Source organism: Streptomyces sp. BE20 (assembly GCF_036322525.1).
GTDB lineage: Bacteria > Actinomycetota > Actinomycetes > Streptomycetales > Streptomycetaceae > Kitasatospora.
Genome location: NZ_JAQYWW010001017.1, coordinates 61780 through 81817, shown reverse-complemented (window position 1 = coordinate 81817; position 20038 = coordinate 61780). Strand labels below are relative to the sequence as shown.

Annotated in this window: 16 protein-coding genes; 13 read left to right on the top strand and 3 right to left on the bottom strand. The window is 72.4% G+C overall.

The window, feature by feature from the left end; all coding sequences use genetic code 11:
• Positions 1 to 276: 276 nt before the first annotated feature.
• The 6 genes from ftsZ to PUR61_RS27605 all read left to right on the top strand — a co-directional run bounded on the left by ftsZ (position 277) and on the right by PUR61_RS27605 (position 5672).
• Entirely contained in the window at positions 277 to 1503 is a 1227-nt protein-coding gene (gene ftsZ / locus PUR61_RS27630; RefSeq protein ID WP_329882142.1) for a cell division protein FtsZ, read from the top strand.
• A complete protein-coding gene (gene pgeF / locus PUR61_RS27625) occupies positions 1500 to 2231 on the top strand; it encodes a peptidoglycan editing factor PgeF (RefSeq protein WP_329882141.1) in 732 nt (243 codons plus the stop codon). The genes ftsZ and pgeF overlap by 4 nt, the downstream gene beginning before the upstream one ends.
• Entirely contained in the window at positions 2231 to 3037 is an 807-nt protein-coding gene (locus PUR61_RS27620; protein WP_329882140.1) for a YggS family pyridoxal phosphate-dependent enzyme, read from the top strand. Before pgeF ends, PUR61_RS27620 begins: the two co-directional genes overlap by 1 nt.
• A gap of 227 nt (positions 3038 to 3264) precedes the next feature.
• A complete protein-coding gene (locus tag PUR61_RS27615) occupies positions 3265 to 3867 on the top strand; it encodes a cell division protein SepF (RefSeq protein ID WP_327676357.1) in 603 nt (200 codons plus the stop codon).
• Between the two features lie 93 nt (positions 3868 to 3960).
• Positions 3961 to 4242 (top strand): YggT family protein, encoded by a 282-nt coding sequence (locus PUR61_RS27610; protein ID WP_030301231.1) that lies wholly within the window; start codon positions 3961 to 3963, stop codon positions 4240 to 4242.
• A 59-nt stretch (positions 4243 to 4301) separates the two neighbouring features.
• A complete protein-coding gene (locus tag PUR61_RS27605) occupies positions 4302 to 5672 on the top strand; it encodes a DivIVA domain-containing protein (protein WP_329882138.1) in 1371 nt (456 codons plus the stop codon).
• A 202-nt stretch (positions 5673 to 5874) separates the two neighbouring features.
• Here PUR61_RS27605 and ileS read toward each other — a convergent pair whose 3' ends face one another.
• Positions 5875 to 9021: an isoleucine--tRNA ligase gene (gene ileS, locus PUR61_RS27600; RefSeq protein WP_329882137.1), complete on the bottom strand. Its 3147-nt coding sequence runs from the start codon at positions 9019 to 9021 to the stop codon at positions 5875 to 5877.
• A gap of 714 nt (positions 9022 to 9735) precedes the next feature.
• On the opposite strand from ileS, the gene PUR61_RS27595 reads away from it, so the two are divergent.
• The 4 genes from PUR61_RS27595 (at position 9736) to PUR61_RS27580 (ending at position 12657) form a co-directional block, all read left to right on the top strand.
• Positions 9736 to 10251, top strand: coding sequence for a TraR/DksA family transcriptional regulator (locus PUR61_RS27595; protein WP_329882136.1), 516 nt, complete (start codon positions 9736 to 9738; stop codon positions 10249 to 10251).
• Positions 10252 to 10436: 185 nt separating this feature from the next.
• Positions 10437 to 11183, top strand: coding sequence for a signal peptidase II (gene lspA, locus PUR61_RS27590; protein WP_329882135.1), 747 nt, complete (start codon positions 10437 to 10439; stop codon positions 11181 to 11183).
• 54 nt (positions 11184 to 11237) lie between these two features.
• On the top strand, positions 11238 to 12176 hold the full coding sequence (locus PUR61_RS27585; RefSeq protein ID WP_329882134.1) for an RluA family pseudouridine synthase: 939 nt from the start codon (positions 11238 to 11240) through the stop codon (positions 12174 to 12176).
• A 10-nt stretch (positions 12177 to 12186) separates the two neighbouring features.
• Complete coding sequence (locus PUR61_RS27580; protein ID WP_329882133.1) at positions 12187 to 12657, top strand: GNAT family N-acetyltransferase; 471 nt, start codon at positions 12187 to 12189, stop codon at positions 12655 to 12657.
• A gap of 583 nt (positions 12658 to 13240) precedes the next feature.
• Here PUR61_RS27580 and PUR61_RS27575 read toward each other — a convergent pair.
• Positions 13241 to 13369 (bottom strand): hypothetical protein, encoded by a 129-nt coding sequence (locus tag PUR61_RS27575; RefSeq protein WP_329882132.1) that lies wholly within the window; start codon positions 13367 to 13369, stop codon positions 13241 to 13243.
• A 241-nt stretch (positions 13370 to 13610) separates the two neighbouring features.
• Between PUR61_RS27575 and PUR61_RS27570 the strand changes: the two genes are divergently transcribed.
• On the top strand, positions 13611 to 16475 hold the full coding sequence (locus tag PUR61_RS27570) for an alpha/beta fold hydrolase (RefSeq protein ID WP_329882130.1): 2865 nt from the start codon (positions 13611 to 13613) through the stop codon (positions 16473 to 16475).
• Between the two features lie 20 nt (positions 16476 to 16495).
• Positions 16496 to 17383, top strand: coding sequence for an ABC transporter permease (locus tag PUR61_RS27565; RefSeq protein WP_329882204.1), 888 nt, complete (start codon positions 16496 to 16498; stop codon positions 17381 to 17383).
• A gap of 85 nt (positions 17384 to 17468) precedes the next feature.
• Here PUR61_RS27565 and PUR61_RS27560 read toward each other — a convergent pair whose 3' ends face one another.
• Complete coding sequence (locus tag PUR61_RS27560; protein ID WP_329882203.1) at positions 17469 to 19103, bottom strand: alkaline phosphatase D family protein; 1635 nt, start codon at positions 19101 to 19103, stop codon at positions 17469 to 17471.
• Positions 19104 to 19297: 194 nt separating this feature from the next.
• On the opposite strand from PUR61_RS27560, the gene PUR61_RS27555 reads away from it, so the two are divergent.
• The gene (locus tag PUR61_RS27555) at positions 19298 to 19888 is read left to right on the top strand and encodes a dienelactone hydrolase family protein (protein WP_329882129.1); all 591 of its coding nucleotides are present in this window, start codon (positions 19298 to 19300) and stop codon (positions 19886 to 19888) included.
• The last annotated feature ends 150 nt before the right edge of the window (positions 19889 to 20038 follow it).

The window sequence follows — 20038 nt, the reverse complement described above, 5'->3', positions numbered from 1 at the left end:
TGATGATCACATAGGCTCAAAAGAAAAAGGGAAGCTCGGCGTGTTCGTTGAAACACGTGGCCGGAGCCACCTAGTGTCCTGTGTCACCAGCCTGTGTTCCCTGGTGATGTGACAGAGGCACAGCACTAACCCTAAAGGTCAAGTTTAGGGTTGGGGTCGGCGGTCGGCATTTCGGACATTGCGTCAGAAACCAGGCTCCCTACCCATCGACATCCGTCGGAATGACCCGTACCGGCGTCGGACCGACCCGGAAATTCGAGGCGAGAGGCCTTCGACGTGGCAGCACCGCAGAACTACCTCGCAGTCATCAAGGTCGTCGGAATCGGCGGCGGTGGTGTCAACGCCATCAACCGGATGATCGAGGTCGGTCTCAAGGGCGTCGAGTTCATCGCGATCAACACCGATGCGCAGGCCCTCCTCATGAGCGACGCCGACGTCAAGCTCGATGTGGGCCGTGAACTCACCCGGGGCCTCGGCGCCGGCGCCAACCCCGAGGTCGGCCGGAAGGCCGCCGAGGACCACCGCGAGGAGATCGAGGAGGTCCTCAAGGGGGCCGACATGGTCTTCGTCACCGCAGGCGAGGGCGGTGGCACCGGCACCGGTGGCGCCCCCGTGGTCGCCAACATCGCCCGCTCGCTGGGCGCGCTCACCATCGGCGTGGTCACCCGCCCGTTCACCTTCGAGGGCCGTCGCCGCGCCAACCAGGCCGAGGACGGCATCGCCAGCCTCCGCGAAGAGGTCGACACCCTCATCGTGATCCCCAACGACCGGCTGCTGTCCATCTCGGACCGCCAGGTCAGCGTGCTGGACGCGTTCCGCTCCGCCGACCAGGTGCTGCTCTCCGGCGTCCAGGGCATCACCGACCTGATCACCACCCCCGGCCTGATCAACCTCGACTTCGCCGACGTCAAGTCGGTCATGTCCGAGGCCGGTTCGGCGCTCATGGGCATCGGCTCGGCCCGCGGCGAGGACCGCGCGAAGGCCGCCGCCGTGATGGCGATCTCCTCCCCGCTGCTGGAGGCCTCGATCGACGGGGCCCGCGGCGTGCTGCTCTCCATCTCCGGCGGGTCCGACCTCGGCCTGTTCGAGATCAACGAGTCCGCCCAGCTGGTCAGCGAGGCGGCGCACCCCGAGGCGAACATCATCTTCGGTGCGGTCATCGACGACGCGCTCGGCGACGAGGTGCGGGTCACCGTCATCGCGGCCGGCTTCGACGGCGGCCAGCCGCCGGCCATCGTCCGCGACCCGGTGGTCAAGGCGAGCGCGGCCCCGGCCAACCCGCCGGCCTCCTCGTCGGGCGGCGCCCCCGAGCGCCCCTCCGGCCGGCCCGCGTACGGGGGCATCGGCTCGGTGACGTCCCGCCCGGACGGCGAGGGTCCGTCCCGTTCGGCGGAGGCCCCGGTCACCACCGCCGCCCCGGTTCCGCCGCAGGTGCAGCCGGCCCGTCAGCCGTACGTGGAGAGCCCGGCCGAGGAACTCGACGTCCCGGATTTCCTTAAGTGATCGATCGCGTCGCACGCGATGGTGCTCACTTCGCCTTCACCTCACGGTGGGGCGGGGTGAGCACTTCGCCGTACGGGGAGCTGAACCTCGGCGGCGCGGTGGGGGACGACCCGGCGGCCGTCCGGGAGAACCGGGGGATCGCGGCCCGTTCGCTGGGCCTGGACCCGGCCGACGTGGTCTGGATGAACCAGGTGCACGGCGCGGACGTGGCGGTGGTGACGGAGCGCCAGCCGGCGGGGGAGGCTCCCACGGTGGACGCGGTGGTCACCGACCGGCCGCTGGCGCTGGCGGTCCTGACCGCCGACTGCACCCCGGTGCTGCTGGCCGACCCGGCGGCGGGTGTGATCGGCGCGGCCCACGCGGGCCGGCCCGGACTCGCGGCGGGGGTGGTGCCGGCGGTGGTCCGGGCCATGGTCGAACTGGGGGCCGAGCCCGGGCGGATCACCGCCGCCACCGGCCCCGCGGTCTGCGGGCGCTGCTACGAGGTGCCGGCGCCGTTGCGCGCCGAGGTCGCCGAGCGGGTGCCCGCCGCGTACGCCGAGACCTCCTGGGGAACACCGGCGCTGGACGTGCCGAACGGAGTGGCGGCCCAGTTGGCCGCTGCGGGAGTCACCGAGTTGGTGCGATCATCTGTCTGCACCCTCGAATCCGCCGATCACTACTCCTATCGTCGCGAGCAGCGCACGGGCCGGCTCGCGAGCTACGTCTGGTTGGGCTCTGATCTCTGATGACGAACGACATCTACGGACCGTTCCCGGGAAGTACCGCCGGTTTCCCCGACGCGAGCTGGTCGGCCGGGCTGACGGACGGGCAGCGGGCCCGGTACGAAGAACTGGGTACCAACCTGGAAGTGGTCGAGCGGCGGATCTCCGACGCCTGTGCCGCGGCCGGGCGGGCGCGCGGGGAGGTCCGGCTGATCGTGGTCACCAAGACCTACCCGGCCGAGGACAGCGCCCTGCTGGCCGGGCTGGGCGTCACCGACGTCGCGGAGAACCGCGACCAGGACGCGGCGCCCAAGGCGGAGCAGTGCAGAAACCTTCCGCTTGACTGGCACTTCGTCGGCCAGCTGCAGACCAACAAGGTCCGCTCGGTGGTCCGGTACGCGAACCACGTGCACTCGGTGGACCGGCTCAGGCTGGTGGGGTCGCTCGGAGCGGCAGTGATCAAGGCGGACCGGCCCGAGCTGGGCTGCCTGGTGCAGGTGGCGCTGGACAAGGAGCACGGCGAGGGCGAGCACCGCGCCGGGGTGGCCCCGGCGGACGTCCTGGAGATGGCCGACGCGATCGCCGACACGCCCGGCCTCCGGCTGGGCGGTGTGATGACGGTCGCCCCGCTCGCCGGACCGCTGGCCGGGGACCCTGCCAGGGCCTTCGATCGGCTGGCGGAAATCGCAACCGCCGTACGGACGGCCCATCCTGCTGCCACGATGGTCTCCGCAGGAATGAGCGGCGATCTGGAGCAGGCCATTGCCGCCGGAGCGACACATGTGCGCGTCGGAACGGCGGTACTCGGAGTGCGGTCACCCCTCAGGTAACGTCACCGGGTAGTAGATCAGACTGCAGGACAAAATAGGACAGAAGCTAGCAGCTTATCTGAGCGCTAGCCAACCGTGGATCGCAGCTCCGCGGCCCTCTTCCACGATTTCTGACCGGGCGTCGACCTGACGGAGCGTCGTGGGCGGACCGCGGAATCCGCAGGCGGGGTCGTACGGCCCGGCCGCCGGGAGGGAGCCGGTCCACCACAAGCGGAGGAGACAGGAGCATGGCCGGCGCAATGCGCAAGATGGCGGTCTACCTCGGCCTCGTGGAGGACGAGACGTACGACGGTCAGGGGTACGACCCCGACGACGACTACGACGCGGACCCCGAGCCGATCCGGACCGGGCGGACCGAGGACATCCCGCGTCCGGCCGCCGCGACCCCCGCTCCGGTCCCCTCGATCGCGCCGCAGCCGGTGCCGGCCGCGGTCCCGATCCGCCAGGAGACTCCGAGGATGGCCCCAGTGTCGTCCATCACACCCGAACGCCGCCACAACCTGGAGAAGAGCGCCCCGGTGATCATGCCCAAGGTAGTGAACGAACGAGAGCCCTACCGCATCACCACGCTGCACCCGAGGACCTACAACGAGGCCCGTACCATCGGGGAACAGTTCCGTGGCGGGACCCCTGTGATCATGAATCTCACCGAGATGGACGACACCGATGCGAAGCGACTCGTAGACTTCGCCGCTGGACTCGTCTTCGGTCTGCACGGCAGTATCGAGCGCGTGACGCAGAAGGTGTTCCTCCTGTCTCCTGCTAACGTCGATGTCACGGCGGAGGACAAGGCTCGGATCGCCGAGGGTGGGTTCTTCAACCAGAGCTGACCCGGCCACGACTTTACGTGTGGATCTGATCGACAGTGAGTTAGCGACAGCGAGCGGCCTCAAGGGTCGAAGAACCGGGGAGAGGGAAGCGCGATGGAGATCGTGTGGGCGGTGCTCTATTACGCACTGACCGTCTTCCTGGTGTTCCTGCTCGTGCGGCTGGTGATGGACTGGGTCTTCCAGTTCGCGCGTTCGTGGCGGCCGGGCAAGGCCATGGTCCTGGTCCTGGAGGCCACGTACACTGTCACGGATCCGCCGCTCAAGCTTCTGCGGCGGTTCATTCCGCCGTTGCGTCTCGGGGGCGTGGCGCTCGACCTGTCCTTCTTCGTACTGATGATCATTGTGTATGTCCTGATCTCGCTTGTGCGGCCCTAGTCGTAGGTGAGCGATGCGACAGGATGCCGGTGTGCCGACGATCACGTTGAGGTGAAGAGATGCCATTGACCCCCGAGGACGTTCGGAACAAGCAGTTCACGACCGTCCGCCTGCGCGAAGGCTATGACGAGGACGAGGTCGATGCCTTCCTCGACGAGGTCGAGGCGGAGCTGACCCGCCTTCTCCGCGAGAACGAGGACCTGCGCGCCAAGCTGGCCGCCGCGACCCGTGCCGCCGCGCAGAACCAGGCCAACATGCGCAAGGAGCCGCCGCAGGACGCGCGCTCCGGCGCCCCGGTGCCGGCCGCCATATCCGGCCCGCCGGTCCCCGGCCAGCAGGGTGGCCCCGGCGGCCCGCAGCAGCAGCAGATGGGCGGCCCCGGCGGCCCGCAGCAGCAGCAGATGGGCGGCCCGCAGCAGCAGATGGGCAACCAGCCGCTCGGCCTGCCGTCCGGCGCCCCGCAGCTTCCGTCCGGCCAGGGCGGCCCGATGGGCCCCGGCGGTCCGCAGCAGCAGCAGATGGGCCAGACCATGGGCGGCCAGCAGCAGCTGGTCCAGCCGATGGGTGGTCAGATGCTCCAGCCGATGGGTGGCCCCGGCGGCCCGCAGGGCATGGGCAACCCCATGGGCCAGGGCATGGGCCAGCAGCAGATGCAGCAGATGGGCGGCCCCATGGGCGGCCCGCAGCAGATGGGCGGCCAGCAGCAGCAGATGGGTGGCCCGATGGGCGCCCCGATGCAGCAGCAGAGCCCCGGCGGCGACAGTGCCGCCCGCGTCCTGGCGCTCGCCCAGCAGACGGCCGACCAGGCGATCTCCGAGGCCCGTTCCGAGGCCAACAAGATCGTCGGCGAGGCGCGCAGCCGGGCCGAGGGCCTGGAGCGCGACGCCCGTGCCAAGGCCGACGCCCTGGAGCGGGACGCGCAGGAGAAGCACCGCGTCGCGATGGGCTCGCTGGAGTCCGCCCGTGCCACGCTGGAGCGCAAGGTCGAGGACCTGCGGGCGTTCGAGCGTGAGTACCGCACGCGCCTGAAGTCGTACCTGGAGACCCAGCTGCGCCAGCTGGAGTCGCAGGCGGACGACTCGCTCGCCCCGCCGCGGCTCCCGGCCACCGCGTCGCTGCCGCCGGCCGCGTCGTCGATGGCTCCGGCCGGTGCCGGTGCGATGAGCAGCCCGTCGCCGAGCTTCGGTGGCAGCCAGCCGGCGTTCGGCGGGAACCAGCCGTCCTTCGGCGGACAGGGCTCCTTCGGCGGTAACTCCGGTGGGCAGGGCTTCGGCGGTCAGGCCTCGGGTGGCAACTCGGGTGCGCCGCAGATGCAGCCGGCCGGGATGACCCAGCCGATGGCGGCCGTCCGTCCGCAGCCGCCGCAGCCGATGCAGCAGGCGCCGGCGCCGATGCGCGGGTTCCTGATCGACGAGGACGGCGACAACTAGGCGGTAGCCGACTGTCAGCAGCGCCCCCGCCGTGACCTCCGGGTCACGGCGGGGGCGTTCTGCGTTCGGTGCCCCGCCGCGCGGCGGGTCGGCCGCCGTGTTCGATCGCCGTTGATCGTCGGGGCCGGTCGCCGGACCCTCACGGGGACGACGGAGCCGCCGCCGCCCCTGGGTGGGGCGGCGGCGGCTCCGGGTCGTTCGGTCAGGCCCTGCGCAGCTGGAAGGCGAATCCGAGGGACTCGTCGGAGAAGGTGTCCGACTCCCAGTCGGCCGCGCCGGCGGCGAAGTCGGTCGCGAGGACCTCCTCCGCGACGAGGGAACCGTGCTCGGCGATCGCCTCGGCGGTCTCGTCGTCGGTGGCGCGCCAGCGGAGGACGATCCGGTCGGCGACGTCCAGGCCGGAGTTCTTGCGGGCCTCCTGGATCTGCCGGATCGCGTCACGGGCGACGCCGAGGCGCTTCAGCTCGGGGGTGATCGCCAGGTCGAGGGCGACGGTGGCGCCGGACTCGTTGGCGACGGCCCAGCCCTCGCGCGGGGTCTCGGTGATGATCACCTCGTCGGGGGAGAGCGTGACGGTCTCACCGTCCAGCTCGACCGAGGTGGTGCCCCCGGCCCGCAGCTCGGCGGCGAGCCGGGCGGCGTCGGCGGCGGCCACCGCCTTGGCGACGTCCTGCACGCCCTTGCCGAAACGCTTGCCCAGCGCACGGAAGTTGGCCTTGGCCGTGGTGTCGACCAGCGAGCCGCCACCGGTCCGGTCGGCGGAGCCGGCCGCGAGCGACTCCAGGGTGGAGACGTTGAGCTCCTCCGCGATCTGCGCGCGCAGGTCGGCGGGCAGCTCCTCCCAGCCCTGGGCGGCGACCAGCGCGCGGGAGAGCGGCTGACGGGTCTTCACGCCGGACTCGGCGCGGGTCGCCCGGCCCAGCTCGACCAGACGACGGACCAGCGTCATGTGGCGCGAGAGGTCGGCGTCGATCAGCGACTCGTCCGCCTCCGGCCAGGTGGCCAGGTGGACCGAGGCCGGGGCGTCCGGGACCACCGGGACGACCAGGTCCTGCCAGACCCGCTCGGTGATGAACGGGGTCAGCGGGGCCATCAGCCGGGTCACCGTCTCCAGCGCCTCGTGCAGCGTGGCGAGCGCGGCCGCGTCGCCCTGCCAGAAGCGGCGGCGGCCCCGGCGGACGTACCAGTTGGAGAGGTCGTCGACGAAGCCGGAGAGCAGCTTGCCGGCCCGCTGGGTGTCGTACGCCTGGAAGGACGCGTCGACCTCCCGGACCAGGGTGTTGAGCTCGGAGAGCACCCAGCGGTCCAGCTGCGGGCGGTCGGCCGGGGCCGGGTCGCTCGCGGACGGGGCCCAGCCGGACGTCCGGGCGTACAGGGCCTGGAAGGCGACGGTGTTCCAGTAGGTGAGGAGGGTCTTGCGGACCACTTCCTGGATCGTGCCGTGGCCGACCCGGCGGGCCGACCAGGGGGAGCCGCCGGCGGCCATGAACCAGCGGACGGCGTCGGCGCCGTGCTGGTCCATCAGCGGGATCGGCTTCAGGATGTTGCCCAGGTTCTTGGACATCTTGCGGCCGTCCTCGGCCAGGATGTGGCCCAGGCAGACGACGTTCTCGTACGCGTTCCTGTCGAACACCAGGGTGCCGACGGCCATCAGCGTGTAGAACCAGCCGCGGGTCTGGTCGATCGCCTCGGAGATGAACTGCGCCGGGTAGCGCTGCTCGAACAGCTCCTTGTTCTGGTACGGGTAGCCGTACTGGGCGAAGGGCATCGATCCCGAGTCGTACCAGGCGTCGATCACCTCGGGCACCCGGGTCGAGGTGCCGCCGCAGTCACGGCAGGCGAAGGTGACCTCGTCGATGTACGGGCGGTGCGGGTCGAGGCCGCTCTGGTCGGTGCCGGTCAGCTCGGAGAGCTCGGCCAGCGAGCCGACGCAGGTGAGGTGGCCCTCCTCGCAGCGCCAGATCGGCAGCGGGGTGCCCCAGTAGCGGTTGCGGCTGAGCGCCCAGTCGACGTTGTTGTTCAGCCAGTCGCCGAAGCGGCCGTGCTTCACGTTCTCCGGGTACCAGTTGGTGGCCTCGTTCTCGCGGACCAGGGCGTCCTTGACGGCCGTGGTCCGGATGTACCAGGACGGCTGCGCGTAGTAGAGCAGCGCGGTGTGGCAGCGCCAGCAGTGCGGGTAGCTGTGCTCGTACGGCAGGTGGCGGAAGAGCAGGCCGCGCTCCTTGAGGTCGGCGACCAGCGCCTCGTCGGCCTTCTTGAAGAACTGGCCGCCGACCAGCGGGACCTCGGGGGCGAAGGTGCCGTCGGCCAGCACCGGGTTGACCACCGGCAGGCCGTACCGGCGGCAGGTCGCGAGGTCGTCCGCGCCGAAGGCGGGGGACTGGTGGACGATGCCGGTGCCGTCCTCGGTGGTGACGTAGTCGGCGTTGAGGACGTAGTGCGCGTTCTCGATCGTGACCAGGTCGAAGGGGCGGCGGTAGGCCCAGCGCTCCATCTCGGCGCCGGTGAAGGACTCCCCGGTCGGTTCCCAGCCCTCGCCGAGGGCCTTGGCCAGCAGCGGCTCGGCGACCACCAGCTGCTCGGTGCCGTCGGTGGCCACCACGTAGGTGACGTCGGGGTGGACGGCGGCGGCGGTGTTGGAGACCAGGGTCCACGGAGTGGTGGTCCAGACCAGCAGCGCGGCGCGGCCGGCCAGCGGGCCGCCGGTCAGCGGGAAGCGGACGAAGACCGAGGGGTCGACGACGGTCTCGTAGCCCTGCGCCAGCTCGTGGTCGGAGAGGCCGGTGCCGCAGCGCGGGCACCAGGGGGCGACCCGGTGGTCCTGGACCAGCAGGCCCTTGTCGAAGATCTGCTTGAGCGACCACCAGACGGACTGCACGTAGGACGGGTCCATGGTGCGGTACGCCTGGTCGAGGTCGACCCAGTAGCCCATGCGCGAGGTGAGCTCGGTGAACGCGTCCGTGTGGCGGGTCACCGACTCGCGGCACTTGGCGTTGAACTCGGCGATGCCGTACGCCTCGATGTCCTGCTTGCCGGAGAAGCCCAGCTCCTTCTCGACGGCCAGCTCGACCGGGAGGCCGTGACAGTCCCAGCCGGCCTTGCGGGCGACGTGGTAGCCCTTCATCGTCCGGTAGCGCGGGAAGACGTCCTTGAAGACGCGGGCCTCGATGTGGTGGGCGCCGGGCATGCCGTTCGCGGTGGGCGGGCCCTCGTAGAAGACCCACTCGGGGCGGCCCTCGGACTGCTCCAGGCTGCGCTGGAAGACCTTGTTGTCCTGCCAGAAGGAGAGGATCTGGTGTTCGAGGACCGGCAGGTCGACCTGGGCGGGGACGGGGTTGTAGGTACTCATCGCGGGCGTCTACCTCCGACGGATGCGTGGACGGGATCCGACGGAGGGACGAGACGGCATGCCGCCCCGCGGTACCACCCTCCTTGGCCGCGGTGGTGCGTGCGGCCCTCTTGTTTGGGCTTGCTGCCGGGTCTACGGGCCGGTGCGACGGGAATCGCGGGCCGTTCTTCCGGCGGCTCCGGGGTGATCTTCGCGCCGTGCACACCCCCGGGCTCGCACCGTCCCCGGGTCGCTGGTGGCTGCGTACTGCGGTACTCGTCCCCATCTGCGCCTTGCAGGCTCAGTGTATCGGCCCGCCGCAAGTCGTTTCGGACCACCTGTCCGGGGCGGGTCCGGAGGGCCTCGGCGTCAGGTCGGGGGGGTCGGGGGCGGCGCCCCCGGAGCCCCGGGGGCGCCCCGGGCGTAGTGGGGGGCGGGGCCTCCGGTGCGGCGTCCGGGGGTGGTTAGGCGGGGGTGTACGGGGCACAACTCTGGTCGGCGCATGGGCGTGGCGCCTGTGACGGCTGCCCGGGTGGGATCATTGTGAGGCGTCGGTATGTCATGTTGTGACCGTTTTTGATCGGGATTATCGTTCCGGCACTGGAGGCCGCCGGGAACCGGCGGCTCGATTCGTTCGTAGATGGGGTCGAAGCCATGGCTGAGAAGGCAACCGGCGCGGGTACCGCCACCAAGCGGACACGCAAGGCCGTGGCAGGCGATCCAGGGGAGGGGACCGTGACCACTACCGCACGGCGAAAGAACACCACCGACACCGCTCTCGTGGCCCCCGGCCGCACCCGCACGCCGGCCCAGAACGGGGCCGTCCGGGCCACCGGCGGCGCCGAGTCGGTCGATCCGGCGGAGCTGCCCGTCCGCCCCGGCGAGGACCCGTGGACCTCGAACGAGGTGCACGAACTGCACGCCGAGCTGATCAGCGAGCTGGAGCGGCTGCAGCACGAGATCGACGCGGCCGAGGCGGCCATCACCGGCCTGATGCGCGACTCCAACGACGGCGCCGGCGACGACCAGGTGGACGCCGGCACCAAGAACATCTCGCGGGAGAGCGAGGTGGCGCTGGCCAACAACGCCCGTGACAGCCTCGCCCAGACCGAGCATGCGCTCGTCCGGCTGGAGGGCGTCGGCTTCGGGACCTGCGAGTCCTGCGGCCAGGCCATCGGCAAGGCACGGATGCAGGCCTTCCCGCGGGCGACGCTCTGCGTCCAGTGCAAGGCCAAGCAGGAACGCCGCTGACCGGGGCGACGCGGGGGGTCGGGCTTGCCGTAGGCTCGACCCCGTAACGTCGCCCGATCTGTCGGAGGTCGGGCGTTCCCCGGCCCACCCACGTCACGGCAGCGGAGCGGATCATCAGTACGCAAGGTTCCCCCCAGACGCGGGACGAGTCCGTCCCGACGCCCGCCGAAGCCGTGGCGGAGACCGTGACCGAGTCCGGTGAGACGCGTACCTCCGCCGTCCCCGCCGAAGCCCCCGGTGCCACGGCCGTCGGGGTCGCACCCGCCGGTGCCACCGCGGTCGGTGCCGCCGGTCTCGGGGCCACCGCGGTCGGTGCGACCGCGGTCGGTACCGCGGCGGTCGGGGCCACCGCGGTCGGGGCCGTCGTCGACGGGGCGGAGCCGGGGCAGGAGGCGTCGAAGGGGCGCCGCCGGATCGGCGTGCTGCTGGTGGTCGCGCTCCTGGCCTTCCTGATCGACTTCGGCAGCAAGCTGCTGGTGGTGGCCCGGCTGGAGAACCACGCGGCGATCAAGGTGATCGGCGACGTGGTGACCTTCCAGGTGATCCGCAACTCCGGCGCCGCCTTCGGCATGGGGCAGGCGCTCACCGTCGTCTTCACCATGATCGCCTCGGCCGTCATCGTGGTGATCTGGCGGATCGCCCGGCGGCTGTACAGCCTGCCGTGGGCGATCGCCCTGGGGCTGCTGCTCGGCGGCGCCCTCGGCAACCTCACCGACCGGCTGTTCCGCTCGCCCGGCGTGTTCCGCGGGCACGTCGTGGACTTCATCTCCGTCCAGCACTTCGCCGTCTTCAACCTCGCCGACTCGGCGATCGTCTGCGGCGGCATCCTGGTCGTCCTGCTCTCCTTCCGGGGCAGCAACCCCGACGGCACCGTCCACCAGCCGGCGGAGAAGGGGTCCAAGGGCGAGCGCGCGGAGGACCCGGCCGAGTAGGGCGGCGGACCGGCTGCGTAAGGGGTGGCCCCCGCGTCCGGCATACTCGTACGGGTGAGTACCGCAGCGCAGATCCGCAGCCTCCCCGTACCCGACGGCCTCGAAGGCGAGCGTCTCGACGCCGCCCTCGCCCGGATGTTCGGCTTCTCCCGGACCAAGGCCGCCGAGTTGGCCGCCGACGGCAAGGTGACGCTCGACGGCGCCGTCGCCGGCAAGTCGGACCGCGTCACCGCCGGTTCGTGGCTGGAGGTCGAGATCCCCGCCCCCGCCGCACCCGTGCAGATCGTCGCCGAGCACGTCGAGGGCATGCGCATCGTCCACGACGACGAGGACATCGTGCTCGTCGACAAGCCGGTCGGGGTCGCCGCGCACCCCAGCCCGGGCTGGACCGGCCCCACCGTGATCGGCGGCCTCGCCGCGGCCGGCTACCGGATCTCCACCTCGGGCGCTGCCGAGCGCCAGGGCGTCGTGCACCGGCTCGACGTCGGCACCTCCGGGCTGATGGTCGTCGCCAAGTCGGAGCGCGCCTACACCGACCTCAAGCGGCAGTTCCACGACCGGATCACCGAGAAGAAGTACCACACGCTGGTCCAGGGCCACCCGGACCCGCTCAGCGGCACCGTCGACGCCCCGATCGGGCGCCACCCCAGCTCCGACTGGAAGTGGGCGGTCACCCGCGAGGGCAAGCCGTCCGTCACGCACTACGACCTGATCGAGGCCTACCGGGCCGCCTCGCTGCTGGACATCAAGCTGGAGACCGGGCGCACCCACCAGATCCGCGTCCACATGTCCGCACTGCGCCACCCCTGCGTCGGCGACCTCACCTACGGCGCCGACCCCACGCTCGCCAAGCGGCTCGGCCTCACCCGTCAGTGGCTGCACGCCGTCTCGCTCGGCTTCGAGCACCCGGCGGACGGCGAGTGGGTGGAGTTCTCCAGCGAGTACCCGGCCGACCTGCGGAAGTCGCTCGACATCATCTCGTCCGAGAGCTGAGGCGGCCGGCATGAGCGCTTTCGCGGCACGGATCCGGATCGCGGAGGGGGAGGACGACCTCGCGTTGGTCCGGGGCGTCCGGCGGACGGTGTTCGTCGAGGAGCAGGGCGTGCCGGAGGAGCTGGAGTACGACGAGCTGGACGCCACCTCGGAGCACCTGCTGGCCGTCGGGCCGGCGGGGGAGCCGTGGGGGACGGCCCGGCTGATCTTCGGCGAGCAGGCGCTCGGGCTGACCGGGGGGACCGAGGGGCGGGTACTGCTCGGCCGGCTCGCGGTGGTCGGGGCCGCCCGGGGCACCGGGCTCGGAGCGGAGCTGGTGCGCGCCGTGGAGGCGGCCGGACGCCGGCGCGGGGCACGTGAGGTGGAGCTGCACGCACAGGTGCAGGCGCTGGGGTTCTACGAGCGGCTCGGGTACGTGGCCGAGGGCGGGGTCTACGACGACGCCGGGATCCCGCACCGGACGATGACCCGGGTGTTGTAGGGCTGCCCTCCGGGTGGGTTCGTGAGGCTTCGGGCGGGTCCGCTTCGGCGGGCCCGCCCGGTTTTCGATCTGTCGGGCCTGTCGGGCCTGTCGGGCAGGCCCCGTCTCTCGGGACTGCTGGTCCCGCCCGGTCTGTCGGGCTTGTCGGTCCCCCAGCCTCGCCGGTGCGCAGCCGGGGAGCGCCTCGGGGTGGTGGTCGCGGAGGTGGGCGACCAACTGCTCGCGGACCTCGAAGCGGAGCAGGGCGGCGTCGTCCTGGGTCCGGGCGGTCATGGTCGCCCGCACCATCATCGTGCTCGGGGTGGTGTCCACGACCTGGAGCGCCCACTCGGCGCAGTCCCGGCGCGGATTGCCCGCCAGACGGTCGTGCAGGACGGTGCGGAGCCGGTCGACCGGCGTCGCGTGGTCGAGGTGGAGGATCACCGAGGCCAGCAGGCCCGGATCGCGGCGGGTCCAGTTCTCGAACGGCTTGCTGACGAAGTAGGAGACCGGGACGATCAGCCGCCGGTAGTCCCGGAGCCGGACCACCAGGTAGGTGAGGGTGATCTCCTCGACCGCCCCCTGCTGGCCGACCACCACCGTGTCACCGAAGGGGCCAGACCGGGGCGTCGGGGTGGCGTGCGGCGGCGCGCTGGAAGGCCCGGTCGACGAGCCGGCCGGTCACCAGGGTGGCGACGACGGTGGCGAGCAGGGTGATCAGCGGCCGGAGCACGGGGCACCTCGTCGGTCGGGCGGTCGGGCGGTCGGGCGGTCGGGCGGTCGGGTGGTCGGTGAGCGGGTCGTGCGTACGATACTCGGGCACAGCTGGGCGAATCGGGCTCGTTGTCGGCGGCGGGGGGTCTCCTCGTGAGGGTCGCGGGCCGCACGGCGGCGAGCGGGTGGTCCCGTCGCGGGGGCCGGGCCGGGGCGCTCTTATCAGCCGCCTACCCGAGCGGCGGCTACGATCACGGACCATGGAGCTCGGTGGGGCGTGGCGCCGGTGGCGCGGTCGCGGTACGGCGGCCGGACGGAGACTGCTGGCGGGTGCGGTGGCCCTGGTGGTGGTGGCCGGCGTGGGTACGGCGGCCGTGGCCGCCGGCGGGGAACAGGCGGTCCGGCAGGAGGATCGTTTCCTCGCGATGCCCGAGACACCCGGCAGCCAGCAGGTGGTCCAGCTGGACACCTCCTTCTTCACGACCGGGGAAAGCCCGCGCCCGGCCGTCCTGCTCGGCCACGGCTTCGGCGGTTCCAAGGAGGGCGAGCGGGAACGGGCCGAGCAACTGGCCCGGCAGGGGTACGCGGTGCTCACCTGGTCGGCACGCGGCTTCGGACGCTCCGGCGGGAAGATCGGGCTGAACGCGCCGGACCGCGAGGTCGAGGACGTCAAGCGCCTGGTGGACTGGCTGGCCCAGCGGCCCGAGGTACGCCTCGACGGACCCGGCGACCCCCGGGTCGGCATCACCGGCGCCTCCTACGGCGGGGCGGTGGCGCTGCTCGGCTCGGCGTACGACCGCCGGATCGACGCGGTGGCCAGCCAGATCACCTGGTGGAACCTGGCCGACGCGCTGTTCCCGCAGGGGGTGCAGGGCTCCGGCGCGGTCGACGGGGTGTTCAAGAAGCTGTGGGCCGGGATCTTCTTCACCACCGGCTCGGCGGGCGACCTCGGTCCGTCGGGGGGTGCGGCCCGGCCGTCGGTGGCGTCGGAGGGGGCCGGGCAGGTCGGCTGCGGACGGTTCCTGGAGGAGCTGTGCCGGATGTACGACCGGGTGGCCACCACCGGGCACGCCGACCCGGAGGCGGTCGCGCTGCTGGACCGGTCCAGCCCGTCCTCGGTCGCGGACCGGCTGAAGGTACCGACGCTGGTCGTCCAGGGACAGCAGGACTCGCTGTTCCCGCTCGACCAGGGGGACGCGATCGCGCGTGCGGTGGCGGCCAACGGCGCCCCCGTCGCGGTGGACTGGTTCGCCGGCGGGCACGACGGTGCGACCGACACCAGCGAACGGGTGGACGCCCGGGTGGGTGCCTGGTTCGACCGCTACCTGAAGGGCGGCGGCGCTGCGAGCGGCGGTGCCCCGAAGGGGGGCGGTGCCCCGAAGGACGGCGACGCCTCGCAGGGTGACGGCGGTACCGGGGCGGCGTTCCGGGTGACCCGGACCGGTGGGGTGGACTCCACCGGCTTCCAGCCGGTCCTGCGCGGGGCGACGGCCGAGGCCTACCCCGGTCTCGACGGCACCGGCTCGCGGCAGTACCGGCTGACCGGCCCCTCGGCCGACGGTGAGCAGTCCTTCGCCAACCCGCCGGGCGGCGCCCCGCCCAACATCTCCGCGCTGCCGGGTATCGGCGCGCTCAGCCAGGCCGCCGCACTCGGTGCCTCGGTCTCCCTGGACTTCCCCGGGCAGTTCGCCGCCTTCGAGTCGGAGCCGCTGGACGCCTCGGTGCACCTGACCGGCCGGCCCACCGTCCCGATCAGGGTCCGGGCGGACCGCCCGGACGCGGTGCTCTTCGCGAAGCTGTACGACGTCGCCCCGGACGGCAAGCAGACCCTGCCGCAGCAGCTGTCCGCCCCGCTCCGGGTGACCGGCGCGGACGGGCCCGACGGGCGGACCGTCACGGTGGGGCTGCCCACCGTCGACCACACCTTCGACTCCGGGCACCGGCTCAGGCTGGTGCTCGCCTCGACCGACCTCGCGTACGCGTCACCCGCCGAACCGGCCACCTACCGGGCCGCCGTCACCGGACCGCTGACCCTGCCGACCGTGGACGGGCTGGTCACCGAGGCCGCGCCGCTGCCGTCGCGGACCTGGGTGCTGCCGCTGGTCGCCGTCGCGGTGGCGGCGGCCGTGCTGCTGCTGCCCCGGCTCCGGCGCCGGGCGAGGGCGGAGCGGGGCGCGGCGTACGACCCGGTGCTGGGCGGGGTGCCGCTGCAGATCACCGGACTCAGCAAGCGGTACAAGGGCGCCGCCGACCGGTACGCGGTCAAGGACCTGGGCTTCCGGGTGGAGCAGGGCCAGGTGCTCGGCCTGCTGGGCCCCAACGGCGCGGGCAAGACCACCACCCTGCGGATGCTGATGGGCCTGATCCGGCCCGACGCCGGCGAGATCAGGATCTTCGGCCACCTGGTGCGGCCGGGTGCGCCGGTGCTGTCCCGGGTCGGTGCCTTCGTCGAGGGCGCGGGCTTCCTTCCGCACCTCACCGGGCGGGCCAACCTGCGGCTCTACTGGCAGGCCACCGGCCGGCCCGAGGCCGACGCGCACCTGGACGAGGCCCTGGCCATCGCCGGACTCGGCGAGGCGCTGGACCGGGCGGTGCGCACCTACTCGCAGGGCATGCGGCAGCGACTCGCCATCGCCCAGGCGATGCTGGGCCTGCCCGACCTGCTGATCCTCGACGAGCCGACCAACGGGCTCGACCCGCCGCAGATCCGCGAGATGCGCGAGGTGATGATCCGGTACGCCGCCGCCGGGCGGACCGTCATCGTCTCCAGCCATCTGCTGGCGGAGGTCGAACAGAGCTGCACCGACCTGGTGGTCATGGACCGCGGCCGGCTGATCACCACCGGCGCCGTCGCGGAGATCGTCGGCGGTGGCGAGCAACTGCTGGTCGGGACCGACGCCTCGTTCGGGGCCGAGGAGCTGGCGGCGGCGGCCGACAAGGTGGCGGCCCTGGCCGGCGTCGCGTCGGCGGAGGCGGCCGAGGGCGGGCTGCTCGTCCGGCTGGACGGCATGGCTGCCAGTCAGCTGCTGGCCGAGCTGGTGCGGCTCGGGGTGCCGGTCGCGTCGGCCGGGCCGCAGCGCCGGCTGGAGGATGCGTTCCTGTCGCTGATCGGAGGTACGGCGTGAGCGCCGTGGTGTCTTCTGGGGTGTCGTCGTCCGGTGGCTCGCCCGGTGGCTCGTCGGGCGGGGTGTCGCCGGACCACGCCCCCGGGTACCGGGCCGGTCGGACGCTGCCGCTGCGCGTCGAGGTGGTCCGTCAGCTCCGGCGCCGGCGGACGATGGTGATCGGTGGCGTGCTGGCCGCGATGCCGCTCATCGTGCTGGCGGCGTTCCAGGTAGCCGGCACCCCGAACCGGGCCGACCGGACCACGTTCATCGAACTGGCCACCTCGTCCGGGCCGAACTTCGCGGCCACCATGCTCTTCATGGGCACCGGCTTCATGCTGGTGATCCCGGTCGCGCTGTTCTGCGGTGACACGGTGGCCTCCGAGGCGAGCTGGTCCTCGCTGCGGTACCTGCTGGCCGCGCCGGTGCCCCGGGCCCGGCTGCTGGCCCGCAAGTTCGCGGTCGGGCTGCTGTTCTCGGCGGTCGCGGTGCTCCTGCTGCCGCTGGTCGGACTGGGCGTCGGCACCGCCGCGTACGGGTGGGGCGACCTGAAGCTGCCGGCCGGCGCGAGCCTGACGGCAGGGGAGGCACTGCCCCGGCTGGCGGTCGCGGTGGTGTTCGTCTTCCTGAGCGAGGTCGTGATCGCCGCGCTGGCGTTCTGGCTCTCCACCGCCACCGACGCGCCCCTGGGGGCCGTGGGCGGGGCGGTGTTCGCCTCGATCATCACCGGGGTGCTGGACGCCATCACCGCGCTCGGTGACCTGCGGGCGTGGCTGCCCGCGCACTGGCAGTACGCGTGGGCGGACGCCCTGCAGCCGCAGCTGGAGTGGGGCGGCATGGTGCAGGGCGTGTCGCTGTCGCTGTCCTACGCCGTGGTGCTGCTGGCGCTGGCGTTCCGCGGCTTCGCCCGCAAGGACGTGGTGTCCTGACCGCCCCGGCCGCGCTCCTCGGGCGGGGCCCTCGGGCGGGGCCCCGCCCGCCGCTGACCGGCGGGCGGGGCCGTCGTGCCGGCGGCTACTTGACGGGCGAGTAGACGCGCTCGACCTGCTGGGTGCCGGACCTGGTGCGGTAGGAGCGCGTCCACTTGGTGGTGGCGTCCTTGCGGGTCCGGTCGGAGACGACGTAGTAGTCCATCTGCGTCCGGCTCGGGGTGATGTCCAGCACGCCGTAGCCGTGCGAGTCCAGGTCGACCCACTTGATGTGCCGGTTGGAGGCCTGGAGCGCGGCGGTGGCGACCAGCGAGAGGGTCTGCGGCGCGACCTTCAGGATGTCGTCGATGTTGTCCGAGGTCACCGAGGTGACCACGAACTCGGTCGCGCCGCTGCCGGACAGCGGGTACGTGGCGGCCTCGTTCGGGACGTCCGACGCCCAGGCCGAGTGGATGTCGCCGGTCAGGAAGACGGTGTTGGTGATGCCGTTCGCCTTGAGGTGGCCGAGCAGCTCGCGGCGGTCGTGGGTGTAGCCGTCCCACTGGTCGGTGTTGATCGCCAGACCCTCGCCGGGCAGGCCGAGCAGCTTGGCCAGCGGGCGAAGGATGTAGTCGGGGAGGGCGAAGAGGGCGACCGGGGAGATCATCACCTCGTTGCCGATCAGCCGCCAGGTGGTGTCGGAGGCGGAGAGGCCGGACTTCAGCCAGTCCATCTGCGCGCGGCCGGTGATGGTGCGCTCGGCCGAGTCGACGTCGCCGTTGCCGACCTTGACCTGCTGGGAGCGGAACGAGCGCTGGTCCAGCAGGTGCAGGTCGGCGAGCTTGCCGTAGCGCAGACGGCGGTAGGTGGTGCCCGCGACGGACGGACGGACCGGCATCCACTCGAAGTAGGCCTGCTTGGCGCCGGCCACCCGGGCCGCCCAGTCGCCCTCGGCGCCCGGGGTGTGGTTCTCGGCGCCGCCGGACCAGGCGTCGTTGGCGAACTCGTGGTCGTCCCAGATCGCGATCGTCGGGACCTGGGCGTGCAGCGCCTGGAGGTCCTCGTCGGTCTTGTAGCGGCCGTGCCGGGTGCGGTAGTCGGCGAGGGTGAGGATCTCGTGGGCAGGGGCGTGCGGGCGGACCACCGAGCCGCGGGCGCAGAACTCGCCGGTCTGGTACTCGTAGATGTAGTCGCCGAGGAAGAGGAAGGCGTCGAGGTCGCCGCGGGCCGCCAGGTGACGGTACGCCGAGAAGTAGCCGGCCTCCCAGTTGGCGCAGGACGCGACGCCGAAGCGGAGCCGGTCGAGGGCGGAGTCGGCGGCCGGGGTGGTGTGGGTGCGGCCGAGGGGGGAGACCGTCCCGCCGGCGGTGAAGCGGTACCAGTAGAGGGTGCCCGGGGTGAGGCCGCGGACGTCCGCCTTGACGGTGTGGTCGGTGGCGGCGGTGGTGGTCACCGTGCCGCTTGCCGCGAGCCGGGTGAAGCCCTTGTCGGTGGCGAGCTCCCAGCGCACGTCGGTGTCGGCACCGAGGCCGGAGCCGGGAACGGCCTCCGGGGCCGGGGTGACGCGGGTCCAGAGCAGGATGCCGTCGGGGAGCGGGTCGCCGGAGGCGACGCCGTGCAGGAACTGCGGGGCGGTCGCGGCGTGGGCCGAGGTGCCGAGGGCGAGCGGCAGGGCGGCGGCGCCGGCCGCGAGGGCGGTGGCCTTGAGCACCTGGCGGCGGTGCGGGCGGGCGGCGGTCATGTCATCGACAAGGTCAGTCACGGCGGACAGGCTACCGGTCGGTAATGCGCTGTTCCATACGTTGAACTGACTGTTCGTCGCTGCTTCACCGAGGTGTGGCGTCCCGCCATCGTGGCGGGTGCGCTCGGCCACCCGGCGGCCATGCGCGATGATGGGAGGCTGTTCCGGCCCCCTGTCGCAAGGAAGTCCCGCCCGTGGCACAGATCCTGCTCCTCCACTCCGTGTACGGCCTGCGCCCCGCCGTCCACGCCGCCGCCGACCGGCTGCGCGCCGCCGGGCACACCGTGCACACCCCCGACCTCTTCGAGGGACGGACCTTCGACGACGTCGAGGAGGGCATGGCGTACAAGGAGGAGGTCGGCAGCGACGAGCTGCTGCGGCTGGCCGTCGGAGCCGCCGCTCCGCTGCTGGGCTCCGGGGCGCCGCTCGTCTACGCGGGCTTCTCGCTCGGCGGCTCGCTCGCCCAGAACCTCGCGCTCGCCGACGAGAAGGCCCTCGGCCTGCTGCTCCTGCACGGCACGTCCGACATCCGCGAGGACGCGGCCACCTCGATCCCGGTCCAGCTGCACATCGCCGAGCCCGACCCGTTCGAGCCCGAGGACTGGCTGAACGCCTGGTACCTGGGCATGCGCAAGGCCGGCGCCGACGTGGAGATCCACCGCTACCGGGGCGCGGGGCACGTCTTCACCGACCCCGACCTGGCCGACTACGACGCCGAAGCGGCGGAGCGGACGTGGGCCGTGGCCCTGGACTTCCTCGCCGAGCTGGACGAGCAGGCCGCCTGAGGTCGCCGCTGTCCTGCCTGCGCGGGAAGTCGGCCCGGCCGACTTCCCGCGCAGGGGTCCGGCCGCCTTCGTCGTGCACGACGAAGGCGGCCGTGTGGTGGGGAGGTGAGGGGAACGGCCTGGAGGCCGGCACCGTCGAGGTGGTCTGCG